A 14,827-nucleotide genomic window follows, 5' to 3' on the forward strand; every position below is an offset into this window, starting at 1 on the left:
GGACGGGACTCGCATCGGGGTCAGGGGCCGGCTAGTCCGACGTCACCAGTTCCTCGACGGAGTCGTGGCGGATCCGCCCCTCCGGTATGCCGATGTCCCTCAAGGCGTCCACGCCGTTGCGGATCATGCCGGGCGGTCCGGAGAGGTACGCGTCGTACTCGTTCCACGGGCCGTACTCGCGCACGGCGTCCGGCAGCTGGGCCCGCTGGTCGACGACCGGCCGCACGGCGAGCCAGGGGTGGGACTGCTGCAGGCGCAGCATCGTGTCGATGTCGTACAGATCGTGGTCGGTGCGCGCTCCGTAGAAGACCTCCACAGGGCGCCGTCTGCCGTGTTCCGCGACGTCCTCGACGAGGGCCTTGATGGGTGCGATGCCCGTGCCGCCGCCCAGACAGAGCAGTCCGCTGTCGGTGGTGTGGTCGACGGTCATCGAACCGGTGGGCGGGCCGAGCCGCAGGACGTCACCGGGACGGGCGTGGTGCACCAGGGCGTTCGAGACCCAGCCGGCCGGCACCGCCCTGACGTGGAAGGACAGCAGACCGTCCGGGCGCGGGGCCGACGCGAAGGAGTAGTGCCGCCAGACGCGTGGCCACCACGGGGTCTCCAGGCTGGTGTACTGCCCCGCGAGGAAGGGGTACGGCTGGTCGGGCCGGACCGTGACGACAGCGATGTCAGGGGTCCGCAGATCGTGCGAGACGACCTCGGCGAACCACCAGGCCGGGGCGCGCAGCTCGTCCTCGGCGGCCGCGTCGATCATCACCTGGGAGATCGTGGTGTACGTCCGGACCCAGGCGGCCTCGGTCTCCTCGTCCCAGACCGCGCTCGCGTACCGGCTCAGCGCGCCGATCAGGCACTCGCCGACGGCCGGATAGTGCTCGGGCTGGGTGCCGTACTTCCGGTGTCCGCGCCCGAGGTTCTTCAGGTACGAGACGAGCACGTCGGTGTGGTCGATGTGCTCGGCCGCGGTCAGCAGCGCCTTGAGGATGCGGTCTCGCTGGGTGTCCATCGCCACGGGGAACAGGGCGCGGAGCTCGGGGTGGCGGGTGAAGAGCAGCGCGTAGAAGTACGAGGTCACCTTGTCGGCGACGGGCGTTATTTCGGCCATGGTGCGCTGCACCAGAAGGGCATCGGGGGAGGCCTTCTGCACCGGCTTCGCCTGCTGGGCGGATATCGGGGGCGCTGTGGACTGCGCCTGCGGAGGCACGGTCAGCTGCTCCGACGGAACCGCCGAGGCGGCGGGTATTCGCCTGTCTTCCGGTTCGGCGGCGGGCGGTGTGAAGGCACCTGGACGGGCTTCACCGGCGGGCGGTGCGGAGGCGTCGGGCCGGCGCTGCTGCTCCCCGTCCTCCGGGCCCCTCGACGGCTTGCGCGGGGTGAACCAGCCGCCTCCGTCGCCGGAAGTGCTGTCGTCCGCCGACGTGGTGGTCGGAGCGTCCATGCTGTGCCTCGCCTCGAACATCTCTCGGTCGGTCTGCGCACTCCCTGCCGGAAGCTGCCTGCTGTCCCCGCCCTGTGCCGTCCCCGCCTGCCCCTGTCCCTGCCCTGTCCTGTCCTGCTCTGCGTCCTTGCTTCTGTCTCGATGGCCGATATGGCCACATTGAACCTCGACCTCGGACCCTACGGACAAGTAGGTCGAGAATGTGACATTGACCGCAGCCACCTCATCGCAGCATCCCATTCCCCGCCGCCGCGTCGGCCGCATAACAGGAAGTACGGGTTCTTGATCTCTATGCCCCGTTAAGCTTCATTCACCTGCGCGCCGCGCCCCGGAGTGTGAAGAGACCCACCCGGTACGGACCTTGATCGACCATACCGGCAGCCGCCAGACGCACAAGTCCCTCTCTCCTTCGCCTTGAATTCCAGGGGCCCGGCTACCAATTGCCTCAATTACCGGTCGTGCCGGACCAATTCGTACGCCTTACGCAGATCACGCCCGACATAGGAGTGGGTGGCCAGGCTCACCAGCCGTTGATCCGCATTGATCGCCACGGAAACAGGCACGGCGCCGAACAACTCGAGGTCGGAAAGCGAGTCACCGTACGCGACGCAATCGCTCCTGCCCAACCCGAACTCTTCACAGAGCCGGTCCGTGATCTTCACCTTGGCCGCCGCGTTGAGGATGCCTGCGGGATCGACGGGCTCGGTGAAGGGCACGGCGGGGAACAGCGACCCGTGCGCGGCATGCGCGCCCCATCCGACGAGCCGCTCCACGAAGAACGACGGCGAGAGTGACACCACCGCGCAGTAGTCACCGCCCTCGCGGATCTCGGCCCAGGTCTCCTGGATGCCGTCGAGCCAGGGGGCGCCCTCGAAGGCCGCCGCCACTTGTGTCTCCGTGAGCTCCGCCCACAGGGCGTGCACCCGCTCCGCGTACTCGGGTGAGCCGAGGTGCCCGGCGACGAAGTCCCGCTCGAGTTCGGCGATCTCCGCGTCCAGACCGAGTTGCCGGGAGATCTCCACCGGGGCCGCCGTGCCGTGCAGCAGCGTCCCGTCCAGATCGAAGAGGTGTAGGCGTGCCATGTCCGCCGAGGCTAGTACCCGCGGCACTTCTGCCACCAGAAGCCCCCGTCTCCTCCCTCGGTGCCGTGTTTCACGTGAAACGAGCAGCTGAACCGTGGCCAAAAGCTACGTGCTTCTGCCCACAAACGGGTGGACGCCGACGATGTACGTCAGACAGCCTGACCCGCGTGTCGACACCTTCCCTCTCCGCACCGCCCATCCGCCGACTGACCCCCCGCGATCTGCAGGCCTGCGCCGATCTGTCCGAGGACCGGGGCTGGCCGCGTGAAGAACACAAGTGGGGCCTGCTGCTGTCGGCCGGAACGGGCTACGGCATCGACGCCCCTGACGGCAACGGCCTCATGGGCGCCTACGTAGTGACCCAGTACGGCCCTCATGAGCGCCCCGCCCTCGCGGCGATCGGCATGGTCCTCGTAGCCGAGCGGTACGCCCGCCAGGGCATCGGCCGTCGGCTGATGCAGTACGCCATCGAGGAGTCGGGCACTACCCCCCTGACCCTCCACGCGACCCCGAACGGGCGACCGCTCTACGAGCAGCTCGGCTTCCAGGTGATCGGCCGGGCCGAGATGGTCAAGGGGCACTTCGCTCCGGTGGGCGCACTGCCCGATGTCGCCACCCGGCCGGCCACCGCGGAGGACCTGACCGCCATCCTCCGGCTCGACACCGAGGTCTTCGGCCAGGACCGCATGCATGTGATCACCCGACTCCCCGCCTTCACGGACCAGCTGCGGGTCGCGGAGACCAACGGCAAGATCGTCGGCTACGCGGGCGCCTGGCCCAACATGGAGACGCATGTCGTGGGCCCGCTCGTCGCGCCGGACACCGAGACCGCGAAGGCCCTCATCGCCTCTCTCGGCGCCGGTACCGACCGACCGCTGCGCACCGACATCGACGTCCGGCACGAAGAGCTACTGGCGTGGGTGAAGGAGAACGGCCTCCAGTCCGTCGCCTTCAACTCCGTGATGGCGTACGGAACGCCGGAGCTTCCGGGTGACTGGTCCCGCCGTTTCGCCCCGCTGACGGTCGCGGCGGGCTGATCCGGTAGTCGCCGCATCGCAGAAAGGCCCGCCCCCCGTAATCTCCGGGAGCGGGCCTTCTCGTACGCCTCGGACCTGCTACGCGAGGGCCTCGACAGCCGCCGTCGCGAAGCCGTGGTCCTGCTCGGGGGCTCCGCCGCCGACACCGACCGCACCGATCAGACGGCCGTCACGGTGGACCGGAACCCCGCCCGCGATGAAGAGCAGGGGGCGGTCGAGGGCGGTGGGCAGCGTGTGGAAGAGGCCGCCGGGCTGGACCGCGTCGACGAGGTCGGCGGTCGGGGCGTTCAGCTGGAGGGCGGTGTACGCCTTGCGGGTGCTGGTCTCACCGGAGATCAGGACGGCGCGGTCGTCGCGCCGGAAGGCGAGGAGATGACCACCGGCGTCCAGGACGGTGACGCTGACCGTGACTCCGGCTTCCTCGGCGGCGCGACGGGCCGCGGAGACGAGGGCCTCGGCATCCCCGATGGTCAGCGGGGCGACGGCGGTGGGGGTGGTGGTGCTCATGAGGGGTTTCTCCTTGCGGGGCAGTGCTTGGGGGTACAGAGGGGTCAGTGGTGGACGGGCATCCGCTGCTTCTACGGGGTCCGTCAGTGGTGGACGGGCGTCCGCTGCTCGACGGGGGCCGCGCTCGCCACGATCGGGCTGGGGGCTCCGGAGCGACGCTCCAGGGCGGCCGAGACGAAGGCCAGGACGAGGGCGGAAGCGGCGAGGACCGCGCCGACCCAGTTGGGGGCGGTGTAGCCGAGCCCGGCGGAGATGACGAGCCCTCCGAGCCAGGCAGACAGTGCGTTGCCCAGGTTGAAGGCGCCGATGTTGACCGCGGAGGCAAGCGTCGGGGCGCCCGAGGCGTGGTCCAGGACACGCTTCTGCAGTGGCGGCACGGTCGCGAAGCCCAGCGCACCGATCAGCAGCACGGTCACGGCGGCCGCGACCTTGTTGTGCGCGGTGAGGGTGAACAGGCCGAGCACCAGGGCGAGGGAGCCGAGCGTGACGTACAGCATCGGCATCAGCGCGCGGTCCGCGAACCGGCCCGCGACGAGGTTGCCGCCGACCATGCCGATGCCGAAGAGGACGAGCAGCCAGGTGACGGAGGAGTCCGCGTAACCGGCGACGTCCGTCATCATCGGCGTGATGTAGGTGATGGCCGCGAAGACGCCGCCGAAGCCGAGGACCGTCATCGCCATGGCGAGCAGCACCTGTACGTTCCGGAAGGCACCGATCTCGTCGCGCAGCCGCACGCCTTCGGGCTTGGGCAGGTCCGGCACGAGCTTGGCGATGCCGAACAGGCCGACCACGCCGAGCACGGCGACGATCACGAAGGTGATCCGCCAGCCGATGGCCTGGCCCACCAGCGTGCCGAGCGGAACGCCGATCACATTGGCGACCGTGAGGCCGGAGAACATCATGGCGATCGCCCCGGCCTTCTTCTCGGGAGCGACCAGCTCGGCCGCGACGACCGAGCCGATGCCGAAGAAGGCGCCGTGCGCGAGGGAGGCGACGACACGGCCGGCCAGCATCACGCCGAAGACCGGAGCCACGGCGGAGAGCAGGTTGCCGACGACGAAGAGGCCCATCAGCAGCATCAGCATCCGCTTGCGCGGGATGCGGGTGCCGAGCGCGGTCATCAGCGGGGCGCCGAGCACGACGCCGAGGGCGTAGCCGGTCACGAGGAAGCCGGCCGTCGGGATGGAGACACCGAAGTCACCCGCGACCTCGGGAAGCAGCCCCATGATCACGAATTCGGTGGTTCCGATTCCGAAAGCCCCGATCGCGAGGGCCAGAAGCGCGAGAGGCATGGATCTACCTTCCAAACGATTGCAGGTGCGCTTAACGTGCGTCCACAATAATTGCAGACGCGGGCTATATGCAAGCGCTGGATATTGCACCGGGTGGACTACTCTGGGTGCAGCCGCTCCGGGACGGAGGAACAAGAGCCATGACAGCGACAGACCCCGCACTCACCGCGCTCGCCCAAGGCTGGTGCGCCCTCTCTTTGCTCCACGGGAAGATCGAGGCACACGTAGAGCGCGCTCTCCAGGCCAAGCACGGCCTGAGCGTGCGGGAGTACAGCCTTCTGGACGTACTCAACCGCCAGCACGACGGCGAGGGCGGCCACCTCCAGATGAAGCAGGTCGCCGACGCCGTGGTACTGAGCCAGAGCGCGACCACACGCCTGGTGACCCGGCTCGAGGAGCGCGGCCTGCTGGCCCGCTATCTGTGCCCCACCGACCGCCGAGGCATCTACACCGACGTCAGCGAGACCGGCGCGGCACTCCTCGCCGAAGCGCGCCCCACGAACGACACCGCCCTGCGCGAGGCGCTCGACGAGGCCGCGCTGAACCCGGAGCTCGCCCCCTTGGTCAATGCGGTCGAGACGCTGCGCGTAGCCGCGTAGACCCGGAGTTACAGAGGCCCGGAGCCCGCGCAGGCCCATAGGCCGGGCCGAGGCCGCCGCATAGGCTGCGGTCCATGGGAGATCTTGAAATACGCCCTGCTGTCGCCGCGGACCTGCCCGCCATCGTGGGCATGCTCGCCGATGACCCCCTGGGCGCAGCGCGCGAGTCGCCGGACGACCTCGCTCCGTACGTCACGGCGTTCGAGCGGCTGGCCGGTGACCCGAACCAGCATCTCGTCGTCGCCGTACGCGAAGGGCGTGTCGTCGGCACGCTCCAGCTCACGATCGTTCCGGGGCTCTCCCGGAAGGGCGCCACTCGCTCGATCATCGAAGGCGTGCGCGTGCACACCGACGAGCGCGGCAGCGGACTCGGCACTCAGTTCATCGAATGGGCCGTAGCGGAATCCCGGCGCCAGAACTGTCGGTTGGTACAGCTGACGTCCGACGCCACCCGCACCGATGCCCATCGCTTCTACGAGCGGCTCGGGTTCTCGGCGTCGCATGTGGGCTTCAAGTTGCAGCTCTGAAGCCGCTCTTGGTCTCCGCGGCGGCCGAGCCTGTTTCACGCGTGAGCGGGCCTGTTTCACGTGAAACAGGCCCGCTCACCGCACATTGCGAAGAGCCGGAGGAATCCGGCAGCTAGAAGCCCCGCCACCCCTGCGGGTCCACCCCGCCCGGGACCGGCGCTCCCTCGTCGTACGGCTTTCGGGTGAAGACGAACGACCCCAGGTCGAGATGGCTCACCGAACCGTCGGGCCGCCGCACCGCCTTCAGCAGCTCCCCCGCGTAATACCCGTTGAGCCCCGTCCACGTGCCGTCACCGTTGGGCCGGAACCGGGCCTGACGCCCCGCCCCGGACAGCGGCCCCAGCTCCACCCCGCCACCGGCCGTCAGCCGCAGCACGAGCACCTGGGTCCCCCAGTACCAGGGGCCCGCCAGCTCCAGCACCTTCTGGTCGATCTCGGGCAGCGGCCGCCACGGCTCCGGAATCCGGGGCTCGGCATCGGCCACGATCTTCACCAGGTCCACGGCCAGCGCCGCCACCGGCGGCCCGGACGTGCAGTTGGCGAGCGCGACCGCGGCCACACCGTCCACCTCGCTCACCCACAGGGCGGCCAGGAAGCCCGGCAGCGAGCCCCCGTGCCCCGCCAGGCTGCCCCTCTCCCACCGCAGTAGGTCCACTCCCAGGCCGTACGCCCTGTCCCATTCCCCCGTCAGCAGCGGCGCCGACGGCGTCCGCATCTCCCGTACGGAATCCGCACCGAGCACCCGGTCGTCGCCCGTGACCAGGAAGTGCCCGAAGCGCACCAGGTCCGCCGTCGTGGACCACAGCTGACCGGCCGGCGCCATCAGACCCAAGTCCTCGACGGGCTCCGGCATCATCACGTCCGCCCAGGGGTGCACGGCCCAACCACCGGCATGCGGAGCCTGCGGCTGCGCGCTCGTACGGCTAAGCCCCAGCGGTTCAAGGACCTCGCGGCGCAGCACGTCGTCCCACGGAGCGCCCCGCAACGCCTCCACCAGCGAACCCAGCAGCGTATAGCCGGGGTTGGAGTAGTGGTGGAGCCTGCCGACGGGATGCTTGAAGGGCTCCTCACCGAGGACATCGGCGAGCTCCGGGCGGGTCGTCCCCGGGGTGCGCTCCCACCACTCTCCCGGCGTCTCGGCCGCCAGCCCGCCGGTGTGCGCGAGGAGTTCGGCGATCGTCGCCTCGCCCGCGCCGGTACCCGGCAGGTGCTTCTCCAGCGGGTCACCGAGGTCCAGGACGCCCTCGTCACGCAGCCGCATCACCAGGACGGCGGTGAAGGTCTTGGTGATCGAGCCGATGCGGTACTGGACGTTCTCGTCCGGCTCGTGCCCGTCCACCATGCTGCGGCCACCGGCCCACACCAGCTCGCCGTCCCGGGCCACTGCGGCCACCAGCGAGGGGGAGCGGCCCTCCGCCTGGGCGGTGGCGACTCGGTGGAGCAGGGCTCGACGGGTGGAGGGAAGCAGATCTTCACTAGGTGTTGTCATGGGACCAGTTCACCTGCGAGGCGCCCGTGCGTCGAGCGAATTCGACGGGCCCCACCCTGTCAGCACTCCCAGGGCTGTGAGCCGGCGAACCGCCGCGTGGTGATGTTGATCCTGTTGAGCATGTTGGCCACGCCGATGGCGAGGACGATCGCCGCCAGCTCGCGCTCGGTGAAGTGCTTCGCGGCCTCGTCCCAGATCGCGGCCGGCACCGGGTCGGGCCGGTCGGCGAGCCGCGTCGCGGCCTCCGCGAGCGCGAAGGCGGAGCGTTCCGCGGCCGTGAAGCAGGACGAATACCGCCAGGCGGCCACCGCCGAGCGCTGCTCCGCGGTGGCGCCCGCGGCGGCCGCACTGCGCACGTTCCCGTCCACGCAGACGCTGCTTCCGTTGATCTGACTCACGCGCAGCTGCACCAGCTCGATCGTCGCCTGTGACAGCCCCTGCTTCCTGGTGACCTGGGACAGGCTCAGCAGGGCCTTCATGGCCTCAGGGATGATCACGGCGGGGTTCTGCATACGAGCCTGCATGAGTTTTCTCCTCAAGCGTCTGCCCGGCGCCGCTGTTGGCCGCAGTGGCGTCGTTGTGGTCCGTCATTGCACCGACGAATCGCGACGCGGAGATGTGAGCGGCCCCGGCGACCAGAGACCGGCGGCCGTCCCGTCGCGCAGGTGCTGCTCGTAGGTGACGACCTTGCCGTGTATGACCTCCAGACAGGCGCTGAGGTCGTCGATCTTCGCGCGCACGTCGCGCTCGTGCTCCTGGAGAAGCGCCAGGCGATCCCGCTCGTTGCCGGGCCCGGAGCGCACGAGCGCCGCGAACCTCTTGATCGTGGCGATCGGCATGCCGGAGGCCCGCAGCCGCCCGCACAGCAGGAGCCAGTCCACGTCCGCCTGTTCGTAGCTGCGCTGCCCTCCGCCGGTCCGCGGGATCTCGCGCAGGAAGAGCCCTTCCCGCTCGAAGAACCGCAGGGCGTGCACGCTCAGGCCCGTCGCCTCGGCGACCTTCCCGATGGGCAGGCCACTCGCGTTCCGCTCGGGGGCAGCGCCCGGATACTCGCTCATGACGCGACCGTACGTTGCCGGGCCAGCCACCTCTTGACCTAGCGCACGCTCTAGGTTTTAGCGTCGCAGACATGATCACCGAACAGCGGAAGCTCGGCACGGGCTTCGGCGCCCACAGCACGGCCGACGACGTCCTCGCAGGCTTGGACCTGGCGGGCACCACGGCCCTTGTGACCGGCGGATACTCCGGCCTCGGGCTCGCGACGACCCGCGCTCTCGTCCACGCGGGCGCACACGTCGTCGTCCCTGCCCGGCGGCCCGACACGGCCGAGGACGCCCTGCGCGGCCTGCCCCGGACCGAGGTGCATGCCCTCGACCTCGCGGACCTGGAAAGCGTCCGCGTCTTCTCCGAACGCTTCCTCGACACCGGCCGCCCGCTCGGCATCCTCATCAACGGCGCGGGCATGATGGCCTGCCCGGAGACACGCGTCGGCCCCGGCTGGGAGGCGCACTTCGCCGTCAACCACCTCGGACACTTCGCGTTGACCCAGCGTCTGCGCCCGGCCTTCGCACCGGGCGGGGTCCGCGTCGTGGCCGTCGCCTCCTCCGGACACTTCCTGTCCGACATCCGCTGGACCGACCTCCACTTCCGCACCGGCTACGACCGATGGCTGGCCTACGCCCAGTCCAAGACCGCCAATGCCCTCTTCGCACTGCACCTGAACCACCTCGGCGCCGACCATGGCCTGCGCGCCTTCGCCGTGCACCCCGGCAGCATCCTCACTCCGCTGCAGCGCCACATTCCGCGCGAAGAGTGGCTCGCGCAGGGCTGGGTGACTCCGGACGGGACGCCGGCCGTCGGCTTCAAGAGCCCGGAGCAGGGCGCGGCAACGGCGGTGTGGGCGGCGACATCGCCCCTGCTGGACGGCCGCGGAGGGGCGTACTGCCAGGACTGCGACATCGCCGAACCGGCCACCACCGACGACATGCTGATCGGCGGCGTCAAGCCCTGGGCGGTCGACCCCGACGCGGCGGCCCGGCTCTGGGACCTTTCCTGCGAACTCACCGGACTGAGCACGTTCTGAGTCTCTGGGGCCGGTCGAGATCCGAGCACTGCCGCACGTCCGAACGCTGCCACAAGATGGACACGTGCAGCTTCCCTACACCTACCGCGTGACCAAGTACGACCCTGCCGACCGCGACGACCACGGTCACTACACCGGCGCCGAGGACACCGTCAGCGACCACGGCATCCAGGAGGCGGCCTATCTCGGAGCGGTCGAGGCGTTCGCCGCGGAGGCCGGCATCGACCGGCTGTCCGTGCGCGAACCGCAGGTCCCGTCCCTCGGGCTCGGCGCGCTCCCCCCGGCCGGTGCCGACGGCCTCGACGGGCTCCTCGACCTCCTCGACCTCCACGACGGAGCGGAAGTGCCGCTCGCCGTCGGGCTCGAGCTGACACGCCTCATGCTGCGCGAGTCGGGCGTCTGGTGCCGACTGGAGTGGGAGGGCGTGTTCGCCGTGCACGTGGGCTGGGACCAGTACCTCTACGTCGGCAGCGACCGGCCCGTCGAAGAGGCCTTGGCCCGGACCCGCGCGCTGGGGCTTTTCCCGGAGCGCCTGGAGGCCTCTCCGTACGCAATGCGGATCGACGACGAGGGCACGGCGCGGCCGGGCGACGACGATTTCTGGGCCACGGTGTCCTGGGCGGTCGCCACCGGCCGTGCCGGACTCCTGGAAGAGGCGTACGTCGAGGGCGCGACGCGCTGGCACCGTCTCACCCACAGAACCGTCGACGAGGTCCGCTCCCGGATCGCTCCCCGCGCCCGTCTGGCCGTGTGGCCCGGCCTGTCGTGGGACACAGCCGCGGTCCTCGACAGCCTTCCAGAGGACGGCCTGGTCGAGGGGGTCTGGCAGGACGAGGACGGCCTGATCCACAGCGCCGTCGTCGACGAGACCGGATTCGAGCAGCTGGCCGACCTGATGTCCGGGGCCGAAGGGGCGGCGCTGCTGTCCGTGTACGCCGACGAGCGCGTGCCGTTGTTCACCGCCGTCGTGCCGGACAGCGACGGAGTGATCCGCGCCCGCTGGCGGACCGACACCGCGCCGGGCGACCGCACGTACGCCTTCCTCAAAACGCTTCGGCGAGGTGACGTCATCAGCGGCACGGTGGCCCACGTCGCGGACTTCGGTGTCACCTTCGTGGACATCGGCGGCAACGATGAAGGCGACGGAACCGACGGCAACGCCGGCATTGCTGACGGCTCACGTGGAACCGGCAGCCCGGACAGCCCCGGCTTCAAAGCCATCATCAACATCCCCGAGCTGTCCTGGCGCCACCTCGACCACCCCTCCGAGGCCGTCTCCGTCGGCCAGCAGATCCGCGCCGAGATCCTCGACGTCGACCTCACGCGCGAACGCGTGTCCCTGTCCCTCAAAGCCCTCCACGAAGACCCGATGCCTCAGCTCCGGGCGCTGATCGGCCGGACGGTGGTCGGCCCCGTCACCAAGGTCGTGCCGTTCGGCGTCTTCGTACGCATCGAGGAGCGGGCGGACGGCTTCGAGGGGCTGGTGCACAACTCCGAACTGGAGGAGGCGCCTTCGGACGGCCCTCGGCCCGGCATCGAGGTCGGCGACACCCTCCGGGTCAAGATCCTCGACGTGGACCCGACCCGACGACGCATCACCCTCTCGCAACGCGAAGCCGTCCCGGAAGCGTGACCCTCCTACTTCGGCGCCTGGAAGCCGCCGATCTCTTGCTCGAGCAGCTCGGCCAGCCGAAGCGGGGTACGGTCCTCGAACATCGGGCCGACGAGCTGCACTCCCACCGGCAGGCCCTCGGAGGACCGGCCCGTGGGGATGGCGGTGGCGGGTAGGCCGGGCATGGTGGCCAGACCGGCCCAGACGAGCTGGTCGAAGTACGGGTACTCGACGCCGTCGACGTCGATCCGGCGCTCTCTTGGATCGGGGTTGTGGTCGTGCGGGAACGCGGGAGTGGGCGTGATGGGACACACCACGGCGTCGAACTCCGCGAAGAGCTGCCGCCAGCCGTGGCGGTGGACCTCACGCCGGTTGTTCGCCTCCATCCAGTCACGGTGGCTGCACACCATGCCGCGCAGCAGCGACGCATCGAGACTCTGGTCGTCCGCGCTCAGTCCGGCGACGCGCGCCCGCACCTGCTCGTACGCCTCGACGGGAAAGCGTGCGACGGAACTCGAGAACAGCAACTGCCTGTAGAGCATCGCGGCTTCGGTCAGATCGGGCAGCAGCGGACTGCGCCGTTCGACGTGGGCACCGCCGCTGACAAGCGCGTCGGCCACGCGCTGCACGCCCGCCCGCACGGCGGATCCGGTCGCAATGATCGGATGCTCGTCGAGGACCAGGACCCGGAAGTCGCCGAGCCGCTCGTGGCGCGCGGGCGGCAGCTTCAAGTCGTACGCCACACCGTGCGTCAGCGGATCCGGTCCGGCCATGACGTCGAGCAGGAGCGTGAGGTCGCGGGCGCTGCGCGCCATCGGACCGACGACGGCGAGGTCGGGTTCGGCAGGCAACGCCGGCCCGGGCGGCGGGACCATACCGCGGGTCGCGGCCAGTCCGAGCGTCGGCTTGTGTGCGTAGACGCCGCAGAAATGTGCGGGGGTGCGCAACGAACCGGCGATGTCGGAACCGATGGACAGCGCGCCGAATCCGGACGCCAGGGCCGCCGCCGATCCGCCGGACGATCCACCCGAAGTGCGGCTGTGATCCCACGGGTTGTTGGTGGTGCCGTAGATCTCGTTGAAGGTCTGTATGTCCTGCAGCCCCAAAGGCACATTGGTCTTGCCGAGCACCACCGCGCCCGCGGCCTTGATCCGCGACACCTGCACCGCGTCCTCGGCCGGCATGAAGTCCCGATGTTGCGGCATCCCCCAGGTCGTGGGCATGCCGACGACGTCGTAGGACTCCTTGACCGTCACCGGGATGCCGAGCAGAGGCCCGTCCTCACCGTCGGCGCGCGCCTGGTCGGCGCGGCGCGCGGCGTCCCGTGCACGGTCGAAGTCCGGCGCGCAGATGGCGTTGATCGGCTTGTCGTCCCGCTCGATACGGGCGATCGCCTCATCGGTCAGTTCTGCCGAGGTCACTTCACCGGCACGCAAGGCAGCCGTCATTTTCTCGGCCGTCGGATAAATCTGCTCCATGGGTCGGGGACCGTAATCGCACCTGGAGGAGGGCAGGAAATGCCGCTTCGCACAAGCGGTTGAACGGCCCCGTACTTGTGGCGCGGCCATCCGGCCACAGGGAGTGCGTCTCCGCCCGGACGGAGACGCACTGTCACCGGATCAGGTCTGCGCCATGTCCACGAAGCGCGAGTAGTGGCCCTGGAAGGCAACGGTGATCGTCGCCGTGGGGCCGTTACGGTGCTTGCCCACGATGATGTCCGCCTCGCCCGCGCGCGGTGACTCCTTCTCGTACGCATCCTCGCGGTGCAGCAGGATCACCATGTCCGCGTCCTGCTCGATCGAGCCGGACTCACGCAGGTCGGAGACCATGGGCTTCTTGTCCGTGCGCTGCTCGGGGCCACGGTTCAGCTGCGAGAGCGCGATGACCGGCAGCTCCAGCTCCTTGGCCAGCAGCTTCAGGTTTCGCGACATGTCCGAGACTTCCTGCTGGCGGCTCTCGGACCGCTTGGATCCGCCCGACTGCATCAGCTGGAGGTAGTCGATGACGACGAGCTTGAGGTCGTTCCGCTGCTTGAGGCGGCGGCACTTGGCGCGGATCTCCATCATCGACAGGTTCGGGGAGTCGTCGATGTAGAGCGGGGCCGCCGAGACGTCCGGCATGCGTCGGGCGAGGCGCGTCCAGTCCTCGTCGGTCATCGTGCCGGAGCGCATGTGGTGCAGGGCCACGCGCGCCTCGGCGGACAGCAGACGCATGGCGATCTCGTTGCGCCCCATTTCGAGCGAGAAGATCACGCTCGGCATGTTGTGCTTGATCGAACAGGCCCGCGCGAAGTCGAGGGCCAGCGTCGACTTACCCATGGCGGGACGGGCCGCGATGATGATCATCTGGCCCGGGTGCAGGCCGTTGGTGAGCTGGTCAAGGTCGGTGAAGCCGGTCGGCACACCGGTCATTTCCCCCGATCGCGAGCCGATCGCCTCGATCTCGTCTAGAGCGCCCTCCATGATGTCGCCGAGCGGGAGGTAGTCCTCGGTGGTGCGCTGCTCGGTGACCGCGTAGATCTCGGCCTGGGCGCTGTTGACGATCTCGTCCACGTCACCGTCGGCCGCGTATCCCATCTGCGTGATCTTCGTGCCGGCCTCCACGAGGCGGCGCAGGACCGCTCGCTCGTGGACGATCTCCGCGTAGTACTCGGCGTTCGCCGCGGTCGGGACCGTCTGGACCAGCGTGTGCAGGTACGATGCGCCGCCGACCTTGGTGATCTCCCCCCGCTTGGTGAGCTCGGCGGCCACGGTGATCGGGTCGGCCGGCTCGCCCTTCGCGTAGAGGTCGAGGATCGAGGCGTAGATCGTCTCGTGCGCGGGTCGGTAGAAGTCGTGGCCCTTGAGGACCTCGACGACATCGGCGATGGCGTCCTTGGAGAGCAGCATGCCGCCGAGCACCGACTGCTCCGCGTCGAGATCCTGCGGGGGGACGCGCTCGAACGACGAGCCCCCACCGTCCCAGCCGCCCTCGCGACCGCGGTCGTGCTGTTCGTCACGGCCCCGGCCGCCTTCGCGGCGCTGGCGGGAGACGGGCAGACGGTCACTGGGACCGCTGTCGGCCCAGGGGTCGTCCAAAGGCTCGGAGATACTCACCGGGCCACCTCCTCCCGTCCGCCGTGCGGACCTCGCCGTGCCCCTCTTTCCTACGGCACGACACTG

At 69.7% G+C, this 14,827-nt stretch carries 14 protein-coding genes; 5 read left to right on the plus strand and 9 right to left on the minus strand.

Annotation, left to right across the window (positions count from 1 at the left end; genetic code table 11):
- Positions 1-31: 31 nt before the first annotated feature.
- Positions 32-1,438 (minus strand): globin domain-containing protein, encoded by a 1,407-nt coding sequence (locus AOK03_RS15135; RefSeq protein WP_244177620.1) that lies wholly within the window; start codon positions 1,436-1,438, stop codon positions 32-34.
- A gap of 449 nt (positions 1,439-1,887) precedes the next feature.
- Positions 1,888-2,520 (minus strand): HAD family hydrolase, encoded by a 633-nt coding sequence (locus AOK03_RS15140; RefSeq protein ID WP_055565773.1) that lies wholly within the window; start codon positions 2,518-2,520, stop codon positions 1,888-1,890.
- Positions 2,521-2,687: 167 nt separating this feature from the next.
- On the opposite strand from AOK03_RS15140, the gene AOK03_RS15145 reads away from it, so the two are divergent.
- Positions 2,688-3,557: a GNAT family N-acetyltransferase gene (locus AOK03_RS15145; protein WP_055565774.1), complete on the plus strand. Its 870-nt coding sequence runs from the start codon at positions 2,688-2,690 to the stop codon at positions 3,555-3,557.
- Between the two features lie 78 nt (positions 3,558-3,635).
- Here the strand turns inward: AOK03_RS15145 and AOK03_RS15150 are convergent, their stop codons facing one another.
- Positions 3,636-4,064, minus strand: a complete 429-nt coding sequence (locus AOK03_RS15150) for a GlcG/HbpS family heme-binding protein (RefSeq protein WP_055565775.1) — start codon at positions 4,062-4,064, stop codon at positions 3,636-3,638.
- An 83-nt stretch (positions 4,065-4,147) separates the two neighbouring features.
- The gene (locus AOK03_RS15155) at positions 4,148-5,356 is read right to left on the minus strand and encodes an MFS transporter (RefSeq protein ID WP_055565776.1); all 1,209 of its coding nucleotides are present in this window, start codon (positions 5,354-5,356) and stop codon (positions 4,148-4,150) included.
- Positions 5,357-5,496: 140 nt separating this feature from the next.
- Here AOK03_RS15155 and AOK03_RS15160 point away from each other — a divergent pair, with 140 nt between their 5' ends.
- Together AOK03_RS15160 and AOK03_RS15165 are read left to right on the plus strand one after the other, a co-directional pair.
- Complete coding sequence (locus AOK03_RS15160) at positions 5,497-5,955, plus strand: MarR family winged helix-turn-helix transcriptional regulator (RefSeq protein ID WP_055565777.1); 459 nt, start codon at positions 5,497-5,499, stop codon at positions 5,953-5,955.
- Between the two features lie 74 nt (positions 5,956-6,029).
- Positions 6,030-6,482 (plus strand): GNAT family N-acetyltransferase, encoded by a 453-nt coding sequence (locus AOK03_RS15165; protein ID WP_055565778.1) that lies wholly within the window; start codon positions 6,030-6,032, stop codon positions 6,480-6,482.
- 112 nt (positions 6,483-6,594) lie between these two features.
- Here the strand turns inward: AOK03_RS15165 and AOK03_RS15170 are convergent, their stop codons facing one another.
- The 3 genes from AOK03_RS15170 to AOK03_RS15180 all read right to left on the minus strand — a co-directional run bounded on the left by AOK03_RS15170 (position 6,595) and on the right by AOK03_RS15180 (position 9,029).
- Entirely contained in the window at positions 6,595-7,971 is a 1,377-nt protein-coding gene (locus AOK03_RS15170) for a serine hydrolase domain-containing protein (protein ID WP_055565779.1), read from the minus strand.
- A gap of 59 nt (positions 7,972-8,030) precedes the next feature.
- Entirely contained in the window at positions 8,031-8,495 is a 465-nt protein-coding gene (locus AOK03_RS15175; protein WP_055565780.1) for a carboxymuconolactone decarboxylase family protein, read from the minus strand.
- A gap of 63 nt (positions 8,496-8,558) precedes the next feature.
- A complete protein-coding gene (locus AOK03_RS15180; protein ID WP_055565781.1) occupies positions 8,559-9,029 on the minus strand; it encodes a MerR family transcriptional regulator in 471 nt (156 codons plus the stop codon).
- A gap of 71 nt (positions 9,030-9,100) precedes the next feature.
- Between AOK03_RS15180 and AOK03_RS15185 the strand changes: the two genes are divergently transcribed.
- Complete coding sequence (locus AOK03_RS15185) at positions 9,101-10,054, plus strand: SDR family NAD(P)-dependent oxidoreductase (RefSeq protein WP_055565782.1); 954 nt, start codon at positions 9,101-9,103, stop codon at positions 10,052-10,054.
- Positions 10,055-10,118: 64 nt separating this feature from the next.
- Entirely contained in the window at positions 10,119-11,687 is a 1,569-nt protein-coding gene (locus AOK03_RS15190; protein ID WP_055565783.1) for a S1 RNA-binding domain-containing protein, read from the plus strand.
- Between the two features lie 5 nt (positions 11,688-11,692).
- Here the strand turns inward: AOK03_RS15190 and AOK03_RS15195 are convergent, their stop codons facing one another.
- Together AOK03_RS15195 and dnaB are read right to left on the minus strand one after the other, a co-directional pair.
- Positions 11,693-13,144, minus strand: a complete 1,452-nt coding sequence (locus AOK03_RS15195; RefSeq protein ID WP_055565784.1) for an amidase — start codon at positions 13,142-13,144, stop codon at positions 11,693-11,695.
- Positions 13,145-13,285: 141 nt separating this feature from the next.
- Positions 13,286-14,761 (minus strand): replicative DNA helicase, encoded by a 1,476-nt coding sequence (gene dnaB / locus AOK03_RS15200; protein WP_055565785.1) that lies wholly within the window; start codon positions 14,759-14,761, stop codon positions 13,286-13,288.
- Positions 14,762-14,827: the final 66 nt, after the last annotated feature.

Origin of the sequence: Streptomyces atriruber (genome assembly GCF_001418325.1) — a bacterium.
In the GTDB taxonomy this organism is placed as follows: domain Bacteria; phylum Actinomycetota; class Actinomycetes; order Streptomycetales; family Streptomycetaceae; genus Streptomyces; species Streptomyces atriruber.